Origin of the sequence: Flavobacterium sp., from assembly GCF_043778725.1 — a bacterium.
In the GTDB taxonomy this organism is placed as follows: domain Bacteria; phylum Bacteroidota; class Bacteroidia; order Flavobacteriales; family Flavobacteriaceae; genus Flavobacterium.
In genome coordinates, this window is sequence record NZ_JAYWFT010000153.1 from 20,258 (window position 1) to 34,420 (window position 14,163).

Consider the following 14,163-nt stretch of genomic DNA (forward strand, 5'->3'; position numbering starts at 1 on the left):
TACAATTATTATGTGGATCCATATTCTCGTTTTTATTTTAACCTTTTGCATCATGGAATTTATGGCTTGGTTTACTCATAAGTACGTTATGCATGGTTTTTTATGGTCACTTCATGCAGACCATCACAAGAAAGATCACGACTCGTGGTTTGAAAGAAATGATTCCTTTTTTATTTTTTATGCTGTAGTTAGTATTGGATGTTTCCTTCTTTGGCAAAAAGGAATTTTAGAAATTGGAATTTCAATAGGTTTAGGTATTTTCGCTTATGGTTTGGCTTATTTTTTGGTTCACGATATATTTATCCACCAACGTTTTAAAATGTTTAGAACAGCCGATAATATCTATGCAAAAGGCGTTAGAAGAGCACATAAAATGCACCATAAACATATTGGCAAAGGAGATGGAGAATGTTTCGGAATGTTGTTTGTGCCTTTCAAATATTTTAAAAAATAAAAAAAATCCGATTCAAAACTGAATCGGATTTTTTAGTTTATAACTAACCTCAACCTTTTATTATTTTATAAATCCTTTTAGTGCATCTAATTGTTTCATATCTATATTGGACTCTTTTAAAATAGACATAAATGTCATTGCATCGGCTGGATTCATATCTTTTCCTAAAATTCGAACAACCGCAAATCCGTTGTCACTTTTTATTCCATACAAGATAAACTCATCAATATGATTTTCATCACCAATGTAACTTATTGAAGCACAATCTTTACCAGAACCAAACTTCATTAATTGTTGATAATTTAAAGTGTCTTTTAAAATAGCACTTACTTTTTTTCTTTCAATATCAAATTGTCCTTTATTTTTAGCATCCAATTTAAAGGCAAGAATATTCATTTTATTGAATGAGGATAGTGCTTTACTTTGTTCTAGAGTCAATTTAGTTTTGTCTAAATTTAAAATACTTGATGAAATATCAACGGCTAGAAAACCAGGTCTCTCTTGATTTTCAACAAAATACTTTTGCAATGTAGGCTCAGAATTGCAGCTGACTAAAAGTAAACTCATGGCTATAGCCAAATAAAAAATAGCTCTCATAATATTAGTTTTAATAGCTATGACAATTTCAGTTTATATTAAAATTGCCATAGCACATTGATTTATTATTTTTTACCTGCTTTTTTTAATTCTGAACCACCAGGTAAATTCATTTTATCTGTTAAAGCCGAAAGCTCATCCAAATCAAAATTACCAGTTAATGACATTAAGACTGACTCTTCTTTTCCTGATCCTTCTATAAACATTAAAAGTTCTTTTACTTGGGAGTCTGTTGTACCAGTTTTTACATAAATTTTTACATTTTTACCTTTTTCATTAATTCGCATTAACTCTTCTAAACCTGCTGTTTTTAAATATTTTTCAGCAGTAGCTTTCATCTCGTCTGATTTTTTATCGCTAGATGTAACAAAAACTTTTAAGTTATCTAGCTTTTTTATCAAATTGATATATTGTTGTGATTGCTTGTCTTTGGCATCAACTTTACTAAGCATTGAAAACATTTTTTTGTTTACAATTACGGTCATAATATCGTCTTGATTATCAAACTTATCAAAGACAGATTGTGCGAAAAAGCTATTAGAAACTAATACTAATGCGATTACTAAAATTAATTTTTTACTCATGATTTTAAAATTGTTTTTTTTGTTTTTGTGAATCGTTGATTTCATGATTTCTATTTGTTTTTTATTTGAACTTGTTTAAGATTATCCTCTTTTTAATTCAGATTGTGATTAATGATTTTATTTTTTAAAAATTTTATTTTTTGAGTTTTCATACTCGTTAATATAACTCACACTTTCTATTCCAGTATTTAAATGTTTAGAAACTAATGCCAACGCTCTTTGTGTTTCTTCTAAAGCTTTTTCTGGATCTTCATACGTTCCATATTCGCTTAGATTTGTTGTTTGTTCATTATATTTTGTAAACATAAAAGTACCTACTCCTAGCATTACAACAACCGAAGCTGCAATAGATATCCACATAACGATATTTCGTTTTTTAGTTTGTACTGGAATTTCTTGCGTAAACTGTTGTTCTTTTGCCTGAGAGAAATAACCAAAAATGGTTTGGTATTGCTTTAAATGCTGCGCAACATCTAATGAAGAAAAATAAACTTTAAGTTCGTTTTCTTCGGCAATACTTGTTTCTCCTTCAAAGTATTTTTCTAATAATTCTTCTACTCTATCCAATACCATAATTATGTGTTTTGGTCATTATTTCTCTTATCGTTTTTCTAGCTCTTGAAAGTGCAACTCTTATTGTTGCTTCACTCATATCTAGTATTTTAGCAATATCTTCAAACTCGTATTGCTCAATATCTCTCATTTGAATAATCAATTTTTGCTGTTCGGGCAAATCATTAATTATTTTTTCAACCCAACTCAAACTATCAATGTCTTCAATTTTTTGTTGTAAACTAGCTTGATTGTCAGTGTAATTATTATGAACAATAGTCATATTACTGGCTCGTTTCGACTTTAATTGATCTAAGCAATAGTTTTTGGTCATTGTCATTGCCATTGCTTCTATACTTTTCAATTCGTTTAAAGTTTCATTCTTTGTCCATAACTTTACTAGAACTTCTTGCGTAGCATCTTCTGCTTCTTCAGTACTCACGAGCAGACGTTTGGCCAATCTAAAGAGTTTATCTTTAAAAGGTGAAACTATCTTTATAAACTCGTTTTGTTGCATTGGTTTCTTGGTTATATAGTGAAGACGAATCACAATTTATTTTGTTACAAGAATAACTCTTTTTTTTTATATCTTTGAGATTGGTATTACTTAAATAGATTATAGCTATGAAAAAAATAGTATGTTTACTTCTGTCATTGGTTGCTTTTTTTTCAATATTAAGTTGTGAAAAAGACGATTTAGATGTTCCAGAAAATTTAAAAATTAATGATTTTGTTTGGAAAGGAATGAATTTATACTATTTATGGCAAAAAGATGTCCCTAACTTATCTGACAATCGATTTGCCAACCAAGATGAATTAAATAGTTTTTTAAATAATTATTCAAGTCCATCAACTTTATTTAATAGTTTAAGAACAGACAATACTATTGATAGATTTAGTGTTATTTACAGTGATTATTCAGCACTAGAAGGTGTTTTATCTGGAACTACGCTCAATAATGGTGTAGATTTTGGTCTAAAATATAAAACAGGAAGTACTACCGAAATTTTTGGATGGGTTAGATACATACTTCCCAACTCTGATGCATCTTTAAAAAACATTCAAAGAGGAGCAATATTTTATGCGGTAAATGGAACTCCATTAACTATTAGTAATTATCAATCTTTGCTCTCTGGATCAAGTTATACTTTAAATTTTGCCGATTTTAATAACGGAAATATAACTCCCAATGGCATCTCGGTTGCATTAACTAAAACTGCTTTAACCGAAAATCCTATTTATGCAACATCCATAATAAATCAAGGACCCAAAAAAATTGGATATTTAATGTACAATGGTTTTTATTCTGGTTTCGAAAATCAGTTAAATACTGCTTTTGGACAATTAAAATCACAAGCTGTAACCGATTTAATTCTTGACTTACGATATAATTCTGGCGGATCAATTGCTACTGCAACTAGATTAGCAAGTATGATTACAGGACAATTTATGGGACAATTATTTGCAAAACAAGAGTGGAATGCAAAACTTGAAGCCTATTGGGCTAGTAATAATCCAAACCAATTTTTAAACAACTTTACCAATAAAACAATAAGTGGTTCGCAATTAAATAGTTTAAATTTAACTAAAGTATATATTCTAACCTCTAGAAGTACAGCATCTGCAAGTGAATTGGTCATTAACGGATTAAAACCATACATTCAAGTAGTACAAATTGGTGATAAAACAACAGGAAAAAATGTAGGATCGGTAACATTATATGATTCTCCAAATTTTGGGAAAAGTGGTGCAAATCCAAATCATAAATATGCCATGCAACCTATCGTTCTTAAAACCATTAATGCAGCAGGTTTTGGAGATTATCAAACTGGTTTAGTCGCAAATTACTCTTTCTTAGAAGATTATGGCAACATGGGTACTATAGGCGATTCATCCGAACCTATGCTTAGTTATACACTAAATCTTATTTCTAACGGAGCAAAAAAAACACCATCAAGCCCTTCCAAAATATTCGAAAATTTTTCTGATTCTAAAAATATTGACCCACTAAGAAGTGAAATGTATGTTGAATTAAAATAAAAAAATGTCCAAAACTATTTAGTTTTGGACATTTTTTTTAAGAAACTTTAAAAAATTAATTAAAGTAAAACCCAGCAGGAATAACTCCTACAGTATAATTGTGCTCTAATATGCCTGTAGAAGAATACACATAAATTTTTCCATTAGAATTATAATCTCCAGCATCACCAACATAAACTTTATCATTGTGAACTGAAAAACTATAAACACCATAAACTCCTTGAGCAGTTGTAGTAAACAAAGCAGTAGTTGGCAAAGTTGTAGCACTTAAAGTAGATTTAAAAATTGAAGACCCAACTGTGTAAAAAACGTTATTATCAACAATATCTAAATTTGATGGATGTGAAGCAGCTGGAAAATTCAATGTACTAGTAACGGTATTGTTTGTAAGATTAATTTTTACAAAACTTCCGGCAGTTTCCGTTGGCGCATAACTTGGTTTACCACCACAAATAACATATAACGAACCGTTATTAACTTCTAATGAGTTTGGAACATCACCAACATTTATAGTAGTTGTCAAAGTATTATTAGTTCCATTAATTACAGAAATTTTGTTTCCGTAACCATATCCACCAGTCTGTGCAACATATAATTTATTGTCATTTTCAATAATTCGTTCTGGCCCTTCGGCAACCGGAATTGTGCTAGAAACAGCATAACTAGAAAGATTTAAAACTGCAACATAATCATCTGTTGGGATTCCAGCATCACCCCAATTTGTAACAAATCCTTTTCCGTTAGAAAAAGCTATGTATCTCGGATTATTTAAACCTGTTGTTATTGTTGCAACATGTACCATTGTATAACGGTTTACAACTTCAATTTTGTTAGAATAATTTAGAACTATAAAAGCCAAATTTTGATATAAACCAACATCTTGACCTGTATCACCAAGCGTAATTGTAGGATTTACAATTGAAAAAATATTGTTTTGTTGTGTAGCAAAATCATCCGATAAATAAGATACAGATGCGTCACCATGACCAAAACCACCTTGATTTAAAATTAAAACACCATTGTCATAACTTCCCAAAGGCGTTTCTACAACTGCATCATCATCACTACAAGACACAAAAAAAACAGAGCTTACTAAAGCTACAAATACTAATTTACTGAATTTCATTCTATTAAAAATTAAAGGTTAGATTTATTGTGTAATTTCTTCCTGGCAATGGTCGTGTACTCACGCTTTGATAGTTTTCATTGAAAATATTGAGTACATCAAAACCAAGTTTCAGGAATTTCTTTTTTCCAAATTGATAATCTATTCCAACATTAGAAACCAAATAATCATCGAGTTTATAAAAATTATCCGATGAAGTAAACACTTTACCGTTATATAAATACTGATAATGAGCTGATAATTTATTAAATGAATAAGCCAAAGCTGCAGTGAATTTATGATATGGAACATAAATTAATTGTTTCATTTTTACTTCATCTCTAGATATTGTGTAAGCATAAGTGGTTGTAAAATCAAATTTACTTTTACCAATTTCTTTGTTGTAATTCAATAAAAATTCGGCACCATAAGTTACAACATTCGCAACATTATTTGGTGTCCAATTGCCACTAGAACTTGGAGACCAACGCAATAAATCCTGAATTTTTATGTAATAATTGGTAAGCGAAAACGTAGTATTTTTAAATTTAAATTCGTGTCCAATTTCAACTTGATACGAACTTTCGGGTTTTAGATTCAAATTTCCACTTCCTTGATAATACAAATCGTTGAAGGTTGGAATTCTGTAATTTCGTGAGCCGTTTATCTTCAAATTATAAAATGAAAATACCGAAAAATTAGTTCCAACAGAAAATAAAATCGGACTTTTATAATTACTTGTAATTTCTTTTCGAACCGTAATTTCATATAAAAATTTGGCGAAAGGTTTGTGTTTCAACAATAAAATTCCCGATCCAATTTGTCTTTTATTGTTACCAATATCGCTTCCAAAACCTTTTGTTTGAGTAAAATCTATAACCGAATTCAGTTCTAATTTTGAATTAACTTTGTACAACAAATCATATTTTGCAGTAAATGTTTCGGCTTTGGCATCACTAAAAATTGAGGTCGCTGCATTCTCAAAATATTTATATTTTTCAGATAATAAAGCCAATTTCACTTTTGATGTAAATTGATTGTAACTTCCAATCCATTCTAATAAATTTCTAGTATTCAAGTCGTTATACTTACTTTTAGATGGCGCAGCAAGAGTTCCAGAAAAATGGCGCTCACCATCAAATAAATAACTGTACAATTTCAAAATATTTTTAGAATCCAATTTATAACCCAAATTCACATTGAAACTGGTATTGTAAAATTGTCCGTTTTCGTTCTTTTTATCAGAATCTAAATACTTATAATCGTTATCGGAAGAATTTCTGGAAATACTAATTTGCGAACTAAATTTAGCTGATGCCAGTTGCATTTTATAATTAACACCAAGCGTATTGAAACTTCCATAATTGGTTTGAAGTGTATTCTCAAATTTGTTTCCGAAACTTAAATCATTATTCAAGTGAATGCTTCCGCCGATAGCGCTGCTCCCATAAACTGAACTTCCTCCACCAGCACGAATGGAAATTGAATTAAAATCTTTGGCAGAAATAGTGTTGAAATCGGTTTGACCATTAAGTTGTGAATTGATGTTTATTCCATTCCAAATAACTGCTGTTTGTTGCGCCGTTGTTCCTCTAAACGATGGTGACGAAACCATTCCGAGTCCGTTTTCCTTAAAATAAATTACCGAATTGTAATTCAATAAAGTCGTTAGCGAAGTTTTATTGTTAGAAAGTATAGAATCTGGTAGTTTTAAAACTGACTGCGAATTAGAGAATTTTTTAAGCTGAACATCTGAAATTAAAACCTCGTCCAAAACGGTAATAGAATCTTGTTGCGCACAAATACATTGGCACACAAACAAAACTGCGAATAAAAACTGCTTTTTTAAAGTCATAATTTCTGAATCTTTTTTCCCGAAGATTCGATATTTGTTATAAAAAAGGCAGGTATCCTGGCTTGCGTCTTGTTGTTTACCTTCTCATTTTAGATTAAGGATTAAGGATTTTTTGATTAAGGATTTTAAAGTCCTAATTCAAAATTCTTAATTCCAGAATTTTCAAACAATGGTTTTGTAGTAACAACAAGCTTTGTAGCTTACAGTTGCGGGTACAGCTTTGGTTTTTATCCAAATTCCCTTTTAATGTGATTTTAATGATTCTAAATCACAACCTTATTTCGGGTGCAAATATAGACTAAATAAAATTCTTTCAAAATATTAAAACAATAATCTACTTTTGTGAAAAATTCATTTAATGAAAATCACAAAACATTTTATACTTCTTTTTATAGCTTTTTCAACATTGGTTCAATGCAAACAAGAAGCGAAAAATACAACTGAAATTTCTTCGGAAAATACAGTAAAATATGCCAAAGGTTTTTCTATTGAGAACTATGATGGCTATACAATTATTACTGTAAAAAATCCTTGGCCAAAAGCTTCTAAAACGTATCAATATATTCTAAAAGAGAAAAACGGAATTGTTCCTGAAAGGTTTAAATCATTGATGAAAATCAATATTCCTTTAAAAAATATTGTGGTTACTTCTACTACTCATATTCCGTCTTTGGAAATGCTAAACGAAGAAAAAACTTTAATCGGTTTTCCTAATTTAGATTACATTTCGTCAGATAAAGTTCGTGCGTTAATAGATGCTAAAAAAATAAAAGAATTAGGAAAAAATCAGTCATTAAATACCGAAGTTTTAATTGATTTACAACCCGAAGTCATCATTGGTTATGGCATCGATAACAACAATCCAACCTTAGATAATTTGCAAAAAAGCGGATTGAAAGTGATGCTAAACGGCGATTGGAACGAAGAAACTCCATTAGGAAAAGCTGAATGGATTAAGTTTTTTGGCGCTTTGTATGGCAAACAAAAAGAAGCTAACGAAATCTTTAATAAAATTGAAAAAGATTATCTAAAAACAATTGAAATTGCTAAAATGGCTACTTCAAAACCTACAGTTTTAGCTGGTGACATGTTCGAAGATAAATGGTATTTACCAAAAGGAACAAGTTGGGGTTCACAACTTTTAGCACAAGCAAAAGGCGAATATTTATGGGCAGCAACCTCTGGAACAGGAAGTTTATCTTTATCGTTTGAAACGGTTTTAGAAAAAGCTAAAGAAGCCGATTTCTGGATCACATCTGGACAATTTACTTCCTTAAAACAAATGATCGATGCCAATCCACATTATGAACAATTCAAGGCATTTCAAAACAAAAATGTATATTCGTTTACCAGAAAGAAAGGAAAAACTGGTGGCGTTTTATATTATGAATTGGCTCCAAATCGTCCAGATTTAGTGCTGAAAGATTTGGTTAAAATTTTGCATCCAGAATTACTTGTAGGCTATGAACCTTTCTTTTTTGAGAAGTTGAAATAAATTTTACACGAATTGCACGATTTTTCACGATTTTGATTCCGTTTAAAATTACACGAACTTAATTTTAACACTAATTGGATTACGCTTAAAATCACACTAATTCTTAATTAACTATTTACATTTAAAACTTAATTTTCTTAATTCCTTAATGGTTAAAAAACAAATGTTCCAAACTCGAAATACAATTCTATTTTCAATATTGACCTTGCTTTTGCTGGTGTCATTGCTATTGAATATTTCGTTTGGACAAGTTGCCATTCCGATAAAAGAAGTTTTTAAAAGTTTGTTGGGTTCACCTGCAAGCAAAGAAACTTGGGAATATATCATCATCAATTTTAGATTACCAAAAGCAATTACGGCAATTTTAGTTGGCATCGGATTATCAATTTCTGGATTATTGATGCAAACGTTATTTAGAAATCCACTTGCCGGACCTTATGTTTTGGGTTTGAGTTCGGGTTCGAGTTTAGGAGTCGCTTTTGTGATTTTAGGAGCCGGAATTTTACCAAGTTTTCTATCTGAAATGTTACTTTCGTCTTTCGGAATAATTATAGCTTCTTGCTTAGGAAGTTTATCTGTTTTATTATTGGTTTTGTTAGTTTCTAGCAAATTGCGTGACACGATGTCGGTGTTGATTGTTGGATTGATGTTTAGCAGTTTTGCAGGCGCAATCGTATCGGTTTTAACCTATTTTAGTACGGCAGAACAATTGCAAAAATTCACTTTTTGGAGTTTAGGAAGCATCGGAAATCTATCCTGGAACAATATTATTTTCTTATCAAATGCCGTTTTAATTGGATTAGTATTGAGTTTGTTTTCGATTAAATCATTGGATGCTTTGCTTTTAGGAGAAAATTACGCTCGAAGTTTAGGTTTGAATATTAAAAAATCAAGATTGGTTATTATATTCGCAACTAGTATTTTAGCAGGAAGTATTACTGCGTTTGCCGGACCAATTGCTTTTGTAGGATTGGCTGTTCCGCATTTGGCAAAATTACTTTTTCAGACTAGTAATCATAAAATATTATTTTTTAGTACGATTTTAATTGGAGCGATAATCATGTTATTTTGCGATATGGTTTCGCAAATGCCAGGAATGGATTTTACATTACCTATAAATGCGATAACATCAATTATTGGCGCACCTGTCGTGATTTGGCTTTTGCTTAGTAAAAAAAGAATGATTTAATTTGACAAAAATGGAAGACAAAAAAAACATTCTAATAACTTCAAATTTAAGCATTGGATACAAAACTAAAAATGCAGAAAATGCCATTGCTAAGAACTTAAACATCAATTTATCTGAAGGCAAACTTATCAGTTTGGTTGGCGCCAACGGAATTGGAAAATCTACACTTTTAAGAACATTAACTGGAATTCAAAAACCACTTTTTGGAACTGTATTTTTGAATAATAAAGACATTCAAACTTATGATTCGGTTGCTTTGGCACAAAATTTAAGTGTGGTTTTAACCGAAAGATTGCCATCGAGTAATTTGACAATTTTCGAATTAATTGCTTTAGGAAGACAACCTTATACCAATTGGATTGGAAAATTATCTAACGACGATTTAGAGAAAGTAAAAACCGCTATTGAACTGACTCAAATCAAACATTTATCAGATAAAAAACATTACGAAATAAGCGACGGACAACTTCAAAAAGTACTAATTGCAAGAGCTTTGGCACAAGATACGCCATTAATTATTCTGGATGAACCAACAACTCATTTGGATTTATTGCACAAAGTTTCAGTTTTTAAATTGCTAAAAAAACTATCCAAAGAAACTAATAAATGTATTTTATTTTCGACACACGACATCGATTTGGCAATTCAATTATCTGATGAAATGATTGTCATGACCGAAACCACATTTGAACAAGATGAACCCTGCAACTTGATTTCAAAAGGCGTTTTTGATACACTTTTCAAAAATGAAAACATCTATTTTGATGCTGAAAAAGGAAAGTTTGTTGTTACAAATTAATTCTTCCCTTTCAATAAATTAATACTCACAGTTGCAAAATCGGCATCTGGAAAACGCTTGAATATTTTTTCGTCTGGAAACAATCCGGCTTCGGCAGCTATTTTATTAAAAACATCAATTTCAACAATATATTGATCTGAAAAACCGTGTGTTGCATCGTAAGCTGTTGCAGCAGTTTTACCAATATTGGATGCTGTTAAAGTTGGTGAAATAGTATGCAATTCAATTAACAACAATCCGAATTTTGAAACATAAGGCGACCATTTTTGTAAATGCTCCAATAAATTTTGTTCTACCAAATTATTGCTAATTCTAACGCCACGATGCGCAAAAGCTCCAGTTGAACTACTGATGCTGTTAGGAGTTTCATTTTTTGGAGTTTCCCAAATTCGATTGTGATCTAAAAAAGTGCGCACATTTAATAAATCTTTCAAATCGATAGTATAATTTTCCATTAAGTCGTTGCTCAACAAATCGGGTCTTCCTATATCGCCAAAAATCACTTTTGCCCAAATATCAGCTTTGATTAAATTGGCACGAGTAACTTTTAAAGCCGCTTGATTATAATCGGCACCAACTAAAAATAACGGATAATCGTCAAGCATTTTTCCGCGTAAAGTTTGCCTGTCGACAACCTCGAAAATGTGTTGTAAAAAAGCACCGTTTCCGCAACCCATATCTAAAATTCCTTTGGGTTGTTGCTCGATCGGCAGGTTAAATAATTCGATTAAAATTTCGTCAACTACTTTAAAATAGGTATCGTGCGCGCCACCACTTCCCCAAACATTCATTTCTCTATCTACGTGAATTTCGTCTGCACCGTTATCTAGTAATCGCAAAACTGCTGGATTTCCGAACATTAATTCTTCAATTTTAGCAAATGTTGGCAAATAGGAAACCGTAACTCCATAAGCAGAAGCGCGTTTGGCAAAAAACAAACCCTCTTCTGTGAATTGATAATTGCCATTTTTCTCTTTAAACCAACCTAAAAACACAAAGAAATCTAGAATTTTAGTAAATAATTCTGGTGATTTATGATATTCTTCGGCGCGGAAAGAAATTTCCATGAAATATTTATGAAACATGCCGTTCATGCCCAATCGGACTAATGTGGGACCAACCAAATAACCTTCTACATGTTTCAGAATTTGATGTTGAATTGCAGCAATTTCGGTAGCATCAGAAAAAGTAATTCCGTAGTTATTTTTATATCTTTCGAAAATTAAATTCAGACGATTAAACGGTTCCTCTTCAAACAAACGCGGATGAAATTGACTTGAAAAATGTAACAAATCGACTACATCGTCATATAAATAAAACAACGAAAAAGCCGTTTTAGATTTATTATTTACAGTGAATTTTATTTCTTGAGTTTCATTATTTACATGATAATCTAAAAAACCTTGCGAGCACAAAACCCGAAGCCCAACGTTGAGATAACCTTCGTTGCATCGGAATTGCAAAACCAATCTTTCAAGAGTAACTTCTTGATTTTGAAGAATAAAATCTAGAATTCCTTTTTTACTTAATGCTACAGCAACTGGCGCGGTTGCCAATCCGTCAAGGTGTTTAAAAATGGTGCTTCGAAGTTGGTTTTTATCCATCATATTTTGAAATTTTGAAATTCTAGTCTTTCAAATATAAGGATTTATTTCTTTAGATAAAGAATGTAATTGTTACCAAAACTAAATTTAATTTGCAGTATTCTTCTCAAAACGAACTCGGTAAACCTGAAGTAAATTTTCTAACACATCAAATTTAACGTCTAAATTATCAATAGAAATTTTTTCATTATTAAAGGCAAAATAATTTGTAGAAGATTTTCCGTGCGATTCATTAAACACCCTATCATTATGAATCTGATTCCATGCTATCAAATCTGTTTTCTTCAATTTTATTCCTTCGCTGTTGATGATAATCTGTGGTGATTTATCAAAATATTTTTTTAAACAGGAAAAGAAACTATAAACGCCAATTAGTGGTAATAACATCCAAAAATATCCCGAAGAATGAGTCTCATAAAAATAAATTCCAGAAGCAATCATAAATACTCCAACTATAAATTCAATAACCATAGTAGATTTTGAAAAATAAATTGCGGTTTCTTTTGGAACGTTAAAATCATCATGATAAACATCTTTTTCTAGGAACTTTTTTTCCAGTTGTTTGAGTTTTTGCTTTTGCTCATAATTTATAATTTCGGTTTTATTGAACCAACTTCCGTCGTCCCAAATCAGCTTTTGTTCGATTGCTTTTCTTTTTAATTCATGGACGTTTCTCACGTTTTCAAATGCCCAAACTTTCCAATCAACCACAAAAAAACTCCATGCTAACCAACTTAGTAAAAAGCCAATTACAACCGAAATTCCAATTGCCCAACCACTGTATAATTCAACAGATTTTAGATAGATTCCAATTCCAATTGATGAAAATAAAAGAAGCAATGGAAGATAAACTAATTTCAATTTTCCTTTACTTAATGCTTGCTGAACGGTAACATTTTCTCTCATGCTATAATATTATTATTAAGAAATTTTCACTATATTCTTTCTATTAAATCGTTCTCTATGAATTTTAGCAGAATCAATTAATTCAAAACAACCAAAATTTAGTATATCAGTTCTAAATTGTATTTCTTTATGTTGACTTTGATCAAAGAAAACAAAATCATGTCGTGAATTTTTTCTCTTTCCAATTCTTATAATTCGCTCATTCTCTATGTTTTCCCAACTAATTATTGGTTCATTTTTTACTTTTATTCCATAAGAGTTAATGGTCAACTGAATTTCGTCTATTTCAAGATACAGTTTCTTTATTTTTTTAACTAAAAAATAAGTTGGGATTAGTAATAAAATTGATACTATATAATTGCCATTTATTATAGAAAGGTAAAACAATAAAAGAATTACGATTTGAATAAAACATGCACCTGCCATCTCAAATCTAGACACGTAAACTACAGTTTCTTCAGAATGCCATGTATTATTTAAATCGATAATTGGTCGCATGATTATTTTAAATTAATCTGTCTTTTAGCTTCTCCAACCACAAAAGCAACCGAATTGGCAATGTTAAAACTACGAATTAATTTTGACATTGGAATCGTCAAATGATTTTCAAATTGATCTAAAACTTCTTGACTCAAACCCTTACTTTCTTTACCAAAAACCAACCAATCTTCATCTTGAAACTCATTTTCATAAATAGATTTGTTAGCATGTGAACTCATCAAGAAAACTCTTGATTTATCTTTAATTTGAGCTATCCATTCGGCAACATTTTGATATTCGGTAACTTCAAGATGTACCCAATAATCTAGCCCTGAACGTTTCAGGTTTTTATCATTAATTACAAACCCAAACGGATGAATTAAGTGCAAACGACTTTCGGTTCCTACACACAAACGACCAATGTTTCCAGTATTGTTTGGGATTTCTGGTTCTACTAAGACTATGTTTAACATGGGATTAACGATTTTAGAATTTTGATTTTT

Annotated in this window: 15 protein-coding genes and 1 riboswitch; of the genes, 5 read left to right on the forward strand and 10 right to left on the reverse strand. The window is 30.7% G+C overall.

Annotated elements, in window-relative coordinates; translation table 11 throughout:
• Window positions 1–10 precede the first annotated feature (10 nt).
• Window positions 11–454, forward strand: coding sequence for a beta-carotene hydroxylase (locus tag ACH2CG_RS14190; RefSeq protein ID WP_395066325.1), 444 nt, complete (start codon window positions 11–13; stop codon window positions 452–454).
• 60 nt (window positions 455–514) lie between these two features.
• Here the strand turns inward: ACH2CG_RS14190 and ACH2CG_RS14195 are convergent, their stop codons facing one another.
• The 4 genes from ACH2CG_RS14195 to ACH2CG_RS14210 all read right to left on the reverse strand — a co-directional run bounded on the left by ACH2CG_RS14195 (window position 515) and on the right by ACH2CG_RS14210 (window position 2,704).
• Window positions 515–1,051: a DUF4252 domain-containing protein gene (locus ACH2CG_RS14195; protein WP_395066327.1), complete on the reverse strand. Its 537-nt coding sequence runs from the start codon at window positions 1,049–1,051 to the stop codon at window positions 515–517.
• 65 nt (window positions 1,052–1,116) lie between these two features.
• Window positions 1,117–1,635 carry a DUF4252 domain-containing protein gene (locus ACH2CG_RS14200; protein ID WP_395066329.1) on the reverse strand — a complete coding sequence of 173 codons (519 nt, stop codon included), beginning with the start codon at window positions 1,633–1,635 and terminating at the stop codon, window positions 1,117–1,119.
• A 117-nt stretch (window positions 1,636–1,752) separates the two neighbouring features.
• Window positions 1,753–2,208 (reverse strand): hypothetical protein, encoded by a 456-nt coding sequence (locus ACH2CG_RS14205; RefSeq protein ID WP_395066331.1) that lies wholly within the window; start codon window positions 2,206–2,208, stop codon window positions 1,753–1,755.
• Window positions 2,195–2,704, reverse strand: coding sequence for an RNA polymerase sigma factor (locus ACH2CG_RS14210; protein WP_395066333.1), 510 nt, complete (start codon window positions 2,702–2,704; stop codon window positions 2,195–2,197). The genes ACH2CG_RS14205 and ACH2CG_RS14210 overlap by 14 nt, the downstream gene beginning before the upstream one ends.
• Window positions 2,705–2,811: 107 nt before the next feature.
• Here ACH2CG_RS14210 and ACH2CG_RS14215 point away from each other — a divergent pair, with 107 nt between their 5' ends.
• On the forward strand, window positions 2,812–4,227 hold the full coding sequence (locus ACH2CG_RS14215; protein ID WP_395066335.1) for a S41 family peptidase: 1,416 nt from the start codon (window positions 2,812–2,814) through the stop codon (window positions 4,225–4,227).
• A 55-nt stretch (window positions 4,228–4,282) separates the two neighbouring features.
• On the opposite strand, the gene ACH2CG_RS14220 is transcribed toward ACH2CG_RS14215, so the two are convergent.
• Together ACH2CG_RS14220 and ACH2CG_RS14225 are read right to left on the reverse strand one after the other, a co-directional pair.
• Window positions 4,283–5,353, reverse strand: coding sequence for a YncE family protein (locus tag ACH2CG_RS14220; protein WP_395066337.1), 1,071 nt, complete (start codon window positions 5,351–5,353; stop codon window positions 4,283–4,285).
• 4 nt (window positions 5,354–5,357) lie between these two features.
• Entirely contained in the window at window positions 5,358–7,187 is a 1,830-nt protein-coding gene (locus ACH2CG_RS14225) for a TonB-dependent receptor plug domain-containing protein (RefSeq protein ID WP_395066339.1), read from the reverse strand.
• Window positions 7,188–7,216: 29 nt separating this feature from the next.
• Window positions 7,217–7,481: riboswitch (cobalamin riboswitch) on the reverse strand.
• 64 nt (window positions 7,482–7,545) lie between these two features.
• Here ACH2CG_RS14225 and ACH2CG_RS14230 point away from each other — a divergent pair.
• The 3 genes from ACH2CG_RS14230 to ACH2CG_RS14240 all read left to right on the forward strand — a co-directional run bounded on the left by ACH2CG_RS14230 (window position 7,546) and on the right by ACH2CG_RS14240 (window position 10,670).
• Window positions 7,546–8,682, forward strand: a complete 1,137-nt coding sequence (locus ACH2CG_RS14230) for an ABC transporter substrate-binding protein (RefSeq protein ID WP_395066341.1) — start codon at window positions 7,546–7,548, stop codon at window positions 8,680–8,682.
• Window positions 8,683–8,845: 163 nt separating this feature from the next.
• On the forward strand, window positions 8,846–9,871 hold the full coding sequence (locus ACH2CG_RS14235; protein WP_395066343.1) for an iron chelate uptake ABC transporter family permease subunit: 1,026 nt from the start codon (window positions 8,846–8,848) through the stop codon (window positions 9,869–9,871).
• A 10-nt stretch (window positions 9,872–9,881) separates the two neighbouring features.
• Window positions 9,882–10,670, forward strand: coding sequence for an ABC transporter ATP-binding protein (locus ACH2CG_RS14240; protein WP_395066345.1), 789 nt, complete (start codon window positions 9,882–9,884; stop codon window positions 10,668–10,670).
• Here ACH2CG_RS14240 and ACH2CG_RS14245 read toward each other — a convergent pair.
• From ACH2CG_RS14245 to ACH2CG_RS14260, 4 genes are all read right to left on the reverse strand, one after another.
• Window positions 10,667–12,277 (reverse strand): class I SAM-dependent methyltransferase, encoded by a 1,611-nt coding sequence (locus tag ACH2CG_RS14245; RefSeq protein WP_395066347.1) that lies wholly within the window; start codon window positions 12,275–12,277, stop codon window positions 10,667–10,669. The genes ACH2CG_RS14240 and ACH2CG_RS14245 overlap by 4 nt on opposite strands.
• Window positions 12,278–12,361: 84 nt before the next feature.
• Window positions 12,362–13,180 (reverse strand): hypothetical protein, encoded by an 819-nt coding sequence (locus ACH2CG_RS14250; protein ID WP_395066349.1) that lies wholly within the window; start codon window positions 13,178–13,180, stop codon window positions 12,362–12,364.
• 15 nt (window positions 13,181–13,195) lie between these two features.
• Window positions 13,196–13,678 carry a hypothetical protein gene (locus ACH2CG_RS14255; protein ID WP_395066351.1) on the reverse strand — a complete coding sequence of 161 codons (483 nt, stop codon included), beginning with the start codon at window positions 13,676–13,678 and terminating at the stop codon, window positions 13,196–13,198.
• 2 nt (window positions 13,679–13,680) lie between these two features.
• Window positions 13,681–14,133, reverse strand: coding sequence for a tRNA (cytidine(34)-2'-O)-methyltransferase (locus ACH2CG_RS14260; protein ID WP_395066352.1), 453 nt, complete (start codon window positions 14,131–14,133; stop codon window positions 13,681–13,683).
• Between the last annotated feature and the right edge of the window lie 30 nt (window positions 14,134–14,163).

Bases quoted from the DNA above. Each gene is read 5' to 3' on its own strand.
- ACH2CG_RS14190 (WP_395066325.1), top strand. From the start codon at position 11: ATGTGGATCCATATTCTCGTTTTTATTTTAACCTTTTGCATCATGGAA.
- ACH2CG_RS14195 (WP_395066327.1), bottom strand. From the start codon at position 1,051: ATGAGAGCTATTTTTTATTTGGCTATAGCCATGAGTTTACTTTTAGTC.
- ACH2CG_RS14200 (WP_395066329.1), bottom strand. From the start codon at position 1,635: ATGAGTAAAAAATTAATTTTAGTAATCGCATTAGTATTAGTTTCTAAT.
- ACH2CG_RS14205 (WP_395066331.1), bottom strand. From the start codon at position 2,208: ATGGTATTGGATAGAGTAGAAGAATTATTAGAAAAATACTTTGAAGGA.
- ACH2CG_RS14210 (WP_395066333.1), bottom strand. From the start codon at position 2,704: ATGCAACAAAACGAGTTTATAAAGATAGTTTCACCTTTTAAAGATAAA.
- ACH2CG_RS14215 (WP_395066335.1), top strand. From the start codon at position 2,812: ATGAAAAAAATAGTATGTTTACTTCTGTCATTGGTTGCTTTTTTTTCA.
- ACH2CG_RS14220 (WP_395066337.1), bottom strand. From the start codon at position 5,353: ATGAAATTCAGTAAATTAGTATTTGTAGCTTTAGTAAGCTCTGTTTTT.
- ACH2CG_RS14225 (WP_395066339.1), bottom strand. From the start codon at position 7,187: ATGACTTTAAAAAAGCAGTTTTTATTCGCAGTTTTGTTTGTGTGCCAA.
- ACH2CG_RS14230 (WP_395066341.1), top strand. From the start codon at position 7,546: ATGAAAATCACAAAACATTTTATACTTCTTTTTATAGCTTTTTCAACA.
- ACH2CG_RS14235 (WP_395066343.1), top strand. From the start codon at position 8,846: ATGTTCCAAACTCGAAATACAATTCTATTTTCAATATTGACCTTGCTT.
- ACH2CG_RS14240 (WP_395066345.1), top strand. From the start codon at position 9,882: ATGGAAGACAAAAAAAACATTCTAATAACTTCAAATTTAAGCATTGGA.
- ACH2CG_RS14245 (WP_395066347.1), bottom strand. From the start codon at position 12,277: ATGATGGATAAAAACCAACTTCGAAGCACCATTTTTAAACACCTTGAC.
- ACH2CG_RS14250 (WP_395066349.1), bottom strand. From the start codon at position 13,180: ATGAGAGAAAATGTTACCGTTCAGCAAGCATTAAGTAAAGGAAAATTG.
- ACH2CG_RS14255 (WP_395066351.1), bottom strand. From the start codon at position 13,678: ATGCGACCAATTATCGATTTAAATAATACATGGCATTCTGAAGAAACT.
- ACH2CG_RS14260 (WP_395066352.1), bottom strand. From the start codon at position 14,133: ATGTTAAACATAGTCTTAGTAGAACCAGAAATCCCAAACAATACTGGA.